This window comes from Microbacterium sp. 5K110, from assembly GCF_005774735.1.
Classification (GTDB): Bacteria; Actinomycetota; Actinomycetes; order Actinomycetales; family Microbacteriaceae; genus Microbacterium.
On record NZ_VBUM01000123.1, the window covers coordinates 1 to 7,490 of the forward strand.

General features: G+C 70.4%; 7 protein-coding genes and 1 pseudogene. 7 read left to right on the forward strand and 1 reads right to left on the reverse strand.

Annotated features, from left to right (window positions below; genetic code table 11):
* Positions 1–37: 37 nt before the first annotated feature.
* Positions 38–325 carry a dioxygenase gene (locus FE256_RS17020; protein WP_138178018.1) on the reverse strand — a complete coding sequence of 96 codons (288 nt, stop codon included), beginning with the start codon at positions 323–325 and terminating at the stop codon, positions 38–40.
* A gap of 109 nt (positions 326–434) precedes the next feature.
* On the opposite strand from FE256_RS17020, the gene FE256_RS17025 reads away from it, so the two are divergent.
* The 7 genes and pseudogenes from FE256_RS17025 to FE256_RS17055 all read left to right on the forward strand — a co-directional run.
* Positions 435–1,865, forward strand: a complete 1,431-nt coding sequence (locus tag FE256_RS17025; RefSeq protein WP_138178020.1) for a replication-associated recombination protein A — start codon at positions 435–437, stop codon at positions 1,863–1,865.
* 52 nt (positions 1,866–1,917) lie between these two features.
* Positions 1,918–2,652, forward strand: a complete 735-nt coding sequence (locus FE256_RS17030) for a DUF1361 domain-containing protein (protein WP_138178022.1) — start codon at positions 1,918–1,920, stop codon at positions 2,650–2,652.
* A gap of 156 nt (positions 2,653–2,808) precedes the next feature.
* Positions 2,809–3,438, forward strand: a complete 630-nt coding sequence (gene rpsD / locus FE256_RS17035) for a 30S ribosomal protein S4 (protein WP_138178024.1) — start codon at positions 2,809–2,811, stop codon at positions 3,436–3,438.
* A 222-nt stretch (positions 3,439–3,660) separates the two neighbouring features.
* Positions 3,661–3,981: an ATPase gene (locus FE256_RS17040; RefSeq protein ID WP_252371074.1), complete on the forward strand. Its 321-nt coding sequence runs from the start codon at positions 3,661–3,663 to the stop codon at positions 3,979–3,981.
* 61 nt (positions 3,982–4,042) lie between these two features.
* Positions 4,043–6,712 carry an alanine--tRNA ligase gene (alaS, locus tag FE256_RS17045; RefSeq protein WP_138178026.1) on the forward strand — a complete coding sequence of 890 codons (2,670 nt, stop codon included), beginning with the start codon at positions 4,043–4,045 and terminating at the stop codon, positions 6,710–6,712.
* The gene (ruvX, locus tag FE256_RS17050) at positions 6,709–7,182 is read left to right on the forward strand and encodes a Holliday junction resolvase RuvX (RefSeq protein ID WP_138178028.1); all 474 of its coding nucleotides are present in this window, start codon (positions 6,709–6,711) and stop codon (positions 7,180–7,182) included. The genes alaS and ruvX overlap by 4 nt, the downstream gene beginning before the upstream one ends.
* 1 nt (position 7,183) lies before the next feature.
* Positions 7,184–7,490, forward strand: a pseudogene (locus tag FE256_RS17055) (endolytic transglycosylase MltG); the annotation flags it as partial.

Genomic DNA, 7,490 nt, shown 5'->3' on the forward strand with positions numbered 1-7,490 from the left:
GTCCGAGCCTAGTACGACGGATGCCGTCGTCACAGGATTAGGGAGTGGGAGAGACCGCGGGGTCGGGGAGCACGGGGCCGCTCGGCGTCGGGCTCGGCGTGTCGACGACGGTCGGCTCGGGCGCGGGTGCGCCGGGACCGGCGACGAAGTAGACGGTCTGCAGACCGATCGCCGCACCGATCACCACGAGCCCGACCACGAGGGCCAGCACGTTGTCGCGCAGGCGGCGCCGACCCTGACGGCGGTGGAGGTCTTGACGGGCCTGGTACGCCCGCGCCCGCTCACGCTGCTCGCGGCTCTGCCGAGCCTTGCCACCCGTCGCCACATCGACTCCTTCTCACCGTCCGCGAACCGCCCCCGATCCTACGCACCGCCCGCAGCGCCCCACAAAGGCAGGCACACCCCGTGTCGGCGGGCGCGATTAGCCTGGATCGGTGACCAGTGCTTCCGCCCTCTTCCAGGGCCAGACCCCGCTCGCCGTGCGGATGCGTCCGACGAGCCTCGACGAGGTCGCCGGTCAGGGACACCTGCTGCGCCCGGGCTCACCCCTGGTCACCCTCGCCGGCGCCGACTCCTCGGCATCCGTCTCGGCCGTCTCGGTGATCCTGTGGGGACCTCCGGGCACCGGTAAGACGACGCTCGCGCAGGCGATCGCACGATCGTCGGGACGCCGTTTCGTCGAGCTGTCGGCGATCACCGCGGGCGTGAAGGACGTCCGCGAGGTCATGCAAGAGGCGCTCACTCAACGCGACCTCTACGGTCAATCGACGATCCTCTTCCTCGACGAGATCCACCGCTTCACCAAGGCCCAGCAGGACGCTCTGCTTCCGGGCGTCGAGAACGGGTGGGTGGTCCTCATCGCCGCCACCACCGAGAACCCCTCGTTCTCGGTGATCTCGCCGCTGCTCTCGCGCTCGCTGCTGCTGACGCTGCGCCCGCTCGGCGACGACGACCTCGGCGCTCTCGTCGATCGCGCGGTGACCGATCCGCGCGGACTCGCCGGCGCTGTCGTGCTCAGCACCGAGGCCCGATCAGCCCTCGTGCGCCTGGCCTCGGGCGACGCGCGCCGCGCCCTCACGGCCCTCGAGGCCGCGGCATCCGTCGCTGCCGACGACGCCACCCGCGACGACGTGCCCCACCCTGACGGCACGGACGACGACACCGACGGTCCCGAAGACGCGGATGCCGATGATGCGGACGCCGAGACCGCGCCGGACGGCGACGAGCGCCCCGTCATCACCGGCGACCACATCGCCCAAGCCGTCGACCGCGCGCTGCTGCGGTACGACCGGCAGGGCGACGAGCATTACGACGTCATCAGCGCCTTCATCAAGTCGGTGCGCGGCTCCGATGTCGACGCCGCGGTCCACTACCTCGCCCGCATGATCGAGGCGGGGGAGGACCCGCGGTTCATCGCTCGACGACTGGTCATCTCCGCCGCCGAGGACATCGGTCTCGCCGATCCGCAGGCACTGCAGATCGCCGTCGCCGCGGCGGATGCCGTGGCCTTCATCGGCATGCCCGAGGGACGTATCCCGCTGGCCGAGGCGACGGTGTACCTCGCGACCACGGCCAAATCCAACGCCGCCTACAACGCGATCAACGCCGCGATCGCCGATGTCCGCGCCGGCGGGTTCGGGCGTGTGCCGCTGCACCTGCGCGACGCGCACTACCCCGGAGCCAAGCGGTTGGGGCACGGCAAGGGCTACAAGTACGCGCACGACAGCGACATCGGCATCGTCGCGCAGCAGTATCTGCCCGACGAACTGCGCGGACGGCAGTACTACCAGCCGACTTCGCACGGCGCCGAACGGGACGTCTCGGCGCGACTGGAGAAGATCCGCCGCATCCTCGACGGCGGGTGAAATCGAGGGACGTCGCGTCAGCGAACCGGAACGGCCGTGCGACGCTGTCGCGGTGACCGCCGTCCTGCTCGCCGCCGCCGCCGTGATCGTCCTCGATGTGTACGCCGTCGTGCTGGTCGTCCTGCGAGCGAAGGTCTACCGGGTCGCGCTCTACCGGCCGATGCTCCTGAACATCGGCCTGTCGGCCCTGCCGGTCGTGACGGCGCTCGGAGTCTGCGGCGGACTGGCCGTGTTGGCACCGATCCTCGCCCACCTCGTCGACATCGGCCCCGATGCGCGGTCCGTCGTCGTGACGGCGTACCTCGTGGCGGCCACCGGCGTGTGGCTTCTCCTGTTCCCCAACTCGGTCTACCTGATCACCGAGCTGAACTTCAGCCACCGCACGGCGACCTCTCCGGTCCCGCTCTGGTACGACATCATTCAGACGCTGGTGCTCACGCTCTCAGGGATCGGCAATGCGATCCTGAGCCTCGGCATCCTGCAGACCCTTCTCGTCGTCTTCGAGGACCGCCCCGACGCGAGTCTTCCGGCAACCGGGTGGGTCTTCGCCGGCGTCGTCATCGTGCTGGGAGCCGTCGGCGTGTACCTCGGCCGCTATCTGCGCGTCAACAGCTGGGATGTCCGGCATCCCGTGACTCTGCTGCGGAAGCTCACGGCCCATCTGCGCCAGCCGGGCACGGCGCTGGAGGCGAGCGCCTTCGTCATCACCCACGCGCTCCTCATCGGGCTGCTTTACGTGCCCCTGTTCTCGATCACCTGGACCTCCTTCGCGGCGACCGCCGTCTGATAGACTGCATCGGTTCGAAACAGTGTTTTCGGGCATCCCCTCTCTTCTTCACCGACCTTCCGGCATGCCCCGGCGTGCAGTCCGGACAGGGCGAAGAGAGCGTGATACGTCCGTGAGCCGCGAAAGGCGCGGCCACGTCATCGGAAGGAGTACTTCGTGGCAACGAAGTCCCAGGACCGCCGCAAGGTCCGTCTGTCGCGCGCCCTCGGCGTCGCGCTCACCCCGAAGGCCGCCCGCTACCTCGAGAAGCGTCCCTACGCTCCCGGCGAGCACGGCCGCACCAAGCGCAAGGCCGACAGCGACTACGCCGTCCGTCTGCGCGAGAAGCAGCGTCTGCGCGAGCAGTACGGCATCCGCGAGAAGCAGCTGCGCATCGCGTTCAACGAGGCCCGCCGCACCGACGGCCTGACCGGTGAGAACCTGGTCGAGCTGCTCGAGATGCGTCTGGACGCCCTGGTCGTGCGTTCGGGCTTCGCCCGCACCACCGCCCAGGCCCGCCAGCTCGTCGTGCACCGCCACATCCTGGTCGACGGCCAGCTCGTGGACCGCCCGTCGTTCCGCGTCAAGCCGGGTCAGCTCATCCACGTCAAGACCAAGAGCGAAGGCCTCGAGCCCTTCCAGGTCGCGGCCGCCGGTGGGCACGCCGAGGTTCTGCCCCCCGTTCCGGGCTACCTCGAGGTCGACCTCGCGACTCTGCAGGCGAAGCTCGTGCGTCGCCCCAAGCGCGCCGAAGTGCCCGTCACCTGTGACGTGCAGCTCGTCGTCGAGTACTATGCCGCTCGCTGAGTCCCAGACTCACGAGCCGAAGGGCGCCGGGTTCTCCCGGCGCCCTTCGTCGTTTCGCTGCGGCACAACTCCGGCACCATCGGCACCCGAACAGCCGCGGCACGTCCGAAACGGCATCCCTGCAGGAGTTCTGCGCGCCAAGAACGGCCACGGATGCCGGGGCGAGCGGCATCCGCCCCGTCGAGCACGCGCGACACAGGGCCTGTCGCCTACGATGAAGGGATGCCGCGCCCGCGGCGCTTGCTCGAGGAAGAAGTGGTGATCGTGAGAAGCCTCGTCTGGTTCGTATTGGGCATCGCCGGAGGCTTCGTCGCCGCCCACCTGGTCAACAAAGACCCCCGCGGCCAAGAGCTGCTCGCCCAGGTCGACTCCCGCATCGGCGAGTTCGCCGACCGCATGAGCGAGGCCTACCACGAGCAGGAGACGCGCCTGTCCGAGATCCTCGACGACGCCAAGGGCGTCGCCGCGTCCGCCGTCGACGCGACCGCCGACGCCGCGGGCTCCGCCGCCGCCGCGGCCAAGAACGCCGTCTCCACCGACTGACCTCCCGGCATCCGGCCCCGCCCGCCGGGGGAGGATCCGCACGCCCACGGAAAGATCCGACATGAAAACCGCCGAGATCGCTCAGCGCTTCCTCGACTACTTCGAGAAGAAGAACCACACCATCGTGCCGTCGGCCTCGCTCGTCACGGACGACCCGGCCCTGCTGTTCACGGTGGCCGGCATGGTGCCGTTCATCCCCTACCTCAGCGGCGTCGTGCCCCCGCCCTACCCCCGCGCCGCCGACGTGCAGAAGTGCATCCGTACCAACGACATCGAAGAAGTGGGCAAGACCCCGCGTCACGGCACCTTCTTCCAGATGCTGGGCAACTGGTCGTTCGGCGACTACTTCAAAGAGGACGCGATCCGCTACGCGTGGGAGCTGCTGACCTCGCCCGAGGAGGACGGCGGCCTGGCCTTCGACCCGAAGGACCTCTGGGTCACCGTCTACGAAGAAGACGACGAAGCGCACGACCTCTGGCTGCGCCTGACCGACCTGCCCGAGGAGCGCATCCAGCGTCTCGGCAAGGACACCAACTACTGGTCGACCGGGCTCCCGGGCCCCGCGGGTCCGTGCTCCGAGATCTTCTTCGATCGCGGTCCGGCGTACGGCATCGACGGGGGACCGGCGACCGACGACGACCGCTACGTCGAGATCTGGAACCTCGTGTTCATGCAGTACGAGATCACGAACGTGCGGTCGAAGTACGACTTCGACATCGTCGGCGAGCTGCCGGCGAAGAACATCGACACCGGCATGGGCCTGGAGCGCATCGCGTTCATCAAGCAGGGCGTCGACAACATGTACGAGACCGACCAGGTGCGCCCGGTCCTCGACCTGGCGGCGAAGCTCGCGGGCAAGTCCTACGGCGCCGAGGCGCACGAGGACGACGTGCGGCTCCGCATCGTCGCCGACCACGTGCGCTCCTCGCTCATGCTGCTCGCCGACGGTGTGACGCCCTCGAACGAGGGCCGCGGCTACATCCTGCGCCGCATCATGCGCCGCGCCATCCGGTCGATGCGCCTGCTCGGCGTCGAGGGCCCGACCTTCCCCGAGTTGTTCGCCGCCTCGCGTGACGCGATGAAAGAGTCGTACCCCGAGGTCGAAGCCGACTACGCCCGACTCTCGGCGTACGCCATCGCCGAGGAGCAGACGTTCCTGCGCACTCTCGCGGCCGGGTCGGCGATCCTGGACCAATCGGTGGCGGATGCCAAGAGCGGCGGCACCACGACCCTCTCCGGGTCCGAGGCCTTCCTGCTGCACGACACCTACGGCTTCCCGATCGACCTCACGCTCGAGATCGCCGAAGAGGCGGGTCTGAGCGTGGACCGCGGCGCCTTCGACACCCTCATGCAGGAGCAGCGCTCCCGCGCCAAGGCCGACGCCCGCGCGCGCAAGGGTGCGATCGCCGACCAGAGCGCGTACCGCGAGTTCCGGGCCAAGGGCGAGACGGTCTTCACCGGCTACACCGACCTCGAGACCGAGTCGAAGGTGCTCGGCATCCTCGTCGAGGGCCGCGCCACCGATCGGGCGTCGCAGGGACAGATCGCCGAGGTCATCCTCGCCGAGACCGCGCTGTACGCCGAGTCCGGCGGCCAGGTGGCCGACAAGGGCCTCATCGTGGGCCCGGGCTACGAGCTCGAGGTCCTCGACGTGCAGCGCCCCGTACCGGGCTTGATCAGCCACACCGTCGAGGTCACCACCGGCGAAGTGTCGGTCGATGCTCTGGCGACGACGGTCGTCGACGCACTGAACCGCCACTCCGCTCAGCAGGCGCACTCGGCCACGCACCTCGTCCACGCGGCGATCCGCGACACCCTGGGCAAGACGGCGACGCAGACCGGGTCGCTCAACCGCGCCGGGTACATGCGCTTCGACTTCAGCTGGGGTGCGGCGCTCTCGCCCGAGACCCGCACCGAGATCGAGGACATCGCCAACAACGCCGTGCGCGACAACCTCGAGGTCACCACGCGCGTACTCTCGCTCGATGAGGCCAAGGCCGCCGGAGCGATGGCCCTGTTCGGTGAGAAGTACGGCGACACCGTGCGAATGGTCGACATCGGCGGGCCCTGGTCGCGCGAGCTCTGCGGCGGCACCCACGTCGCCCGCAGCGCCGAGATCGGCCTGGTCAACCTCGTCGGAGAGCAGTCGGTGGGCGCGTCCAACCGCCGCGTCGAAGCTCTCGTCGGGCTCGACGCGTTCCGCGACCTCGCCGCCGAGCGCGCGATCGTGTCGCAGCTCTCGACATCACTGAAGACCCCGCGGGAGCAGCTGACCACCCGTATCGCGGAGCTCGCGGCGAGCCTCAAGGCCGCCGAGAAGAAGATCGCGGCGTTCGAGGCGCGCGCCCTGTCCGACCGTCTGCCGCAGCTCGTGGAGTCGGCGACGGCCGTGGGCAGCGTGCGGGTCGTCGCGCAGTCGCTCGGCGAAGGCTCCGCGGCCGACGACGTGCGTTCGCTCGCTCTGCAGGTGCGCGATCGCCTCGGGTCGGACCCCGCGGTCGTCGCCCTCGGCAGCGTGTCCGGCGGTCGTGCGACCGTGGTCGTCGTGACCAACCCCGCGGCACGTGAACGCGGCCTCGCCGCGGGCGCGCTGGCCAAGGCTGCGGCCGGCATCCTCGGCGGCGGTGGCGGCGGCAAGCCGGACGTCGCGCAGGGCGGCGGAACGGATTCTGCGGCCCTGCCGCAGGCGCTCGAGGGCATCGTCGCGGACGTGCGGGCGACCACGGCGTGACGGGGTTCCGCCGAGGCATCCGACTGGGCATCGATGTCGGCCGCGCCCGTGTCGGCGTCGCCCGGTCGGATCCCGACGGTCTGCTCGCGGTGCCGGTCGAGACGGTTCCCCGCAAGGGCGAGCCCGTGCGACGGATCGCCGCCCTCGCCGCCGAGTACGAGGCACTCGAGATCCTCGTCGGACTCCCGCTGAACCTCCGCGGCGAGGACACCCCCTCCACGACGGACGCCCGCCGATTCGCCGCGGAGCTGGCCGGGGCCGTGGCGGTGACCGTCCGCCTCGTGGACGAGCGGCTGAGCACGGTGTCAGCGCACGACGTGCTGCGTCAAGCAGGGCGCTCCCAGCGGGATTCTCGTAGCATTGTGGACCAAGTCGCCGCTGTGGTCCTGCTGCAGCAGGCGCTCGACGTGGAGCGAAAGTCCGGCGACCCGGCCGGACCCGCCGTAGCACCGGGACAGGAGCCCGCCTGATATGCCCGAGAACGACCCCTCCGATCCGTTCGCCCAGCTGTACCGTCGCCTGCCCGACCCGCGCGCGGGAGCAGCGGATGCCACGGCACGCGGCGACGGGACCCCCGGGGACGCCGAGGCCGACCCGCCCGCGCCGTCGTCGCGACGTGCCGCACGCGAAGCCCGCCGGGCCCAGACCGCACCGACCGAGACGACCTCCGCGGTCCCGGAAACGGATGCCGTGAGCGAGCGCGCGGCCGCGCCCGAGGCCGACGCGGTCCCCGCGCCCGTCGTCGCCCCGCCCACGCAGCCCGCGCCCGCTCCGGCAC

Bases quoted from the DNA above. Each gene is read 5' to 3' on its own strand.
- alaS (WP_138178026.1), top strand. From the start codon at position 4,043: ATGAAAACCGCCGAGATCGCTCAGCGCTTCCTCGACTACTTCGAGAAG.
- FE256_RS17040 (WP_252371074.1), top strand. From the start codon at position 3,661: ATGCCGCGCCCGCGGCGCTTGCTCGAGGAAGAAGTGGTGATCGTGAGA.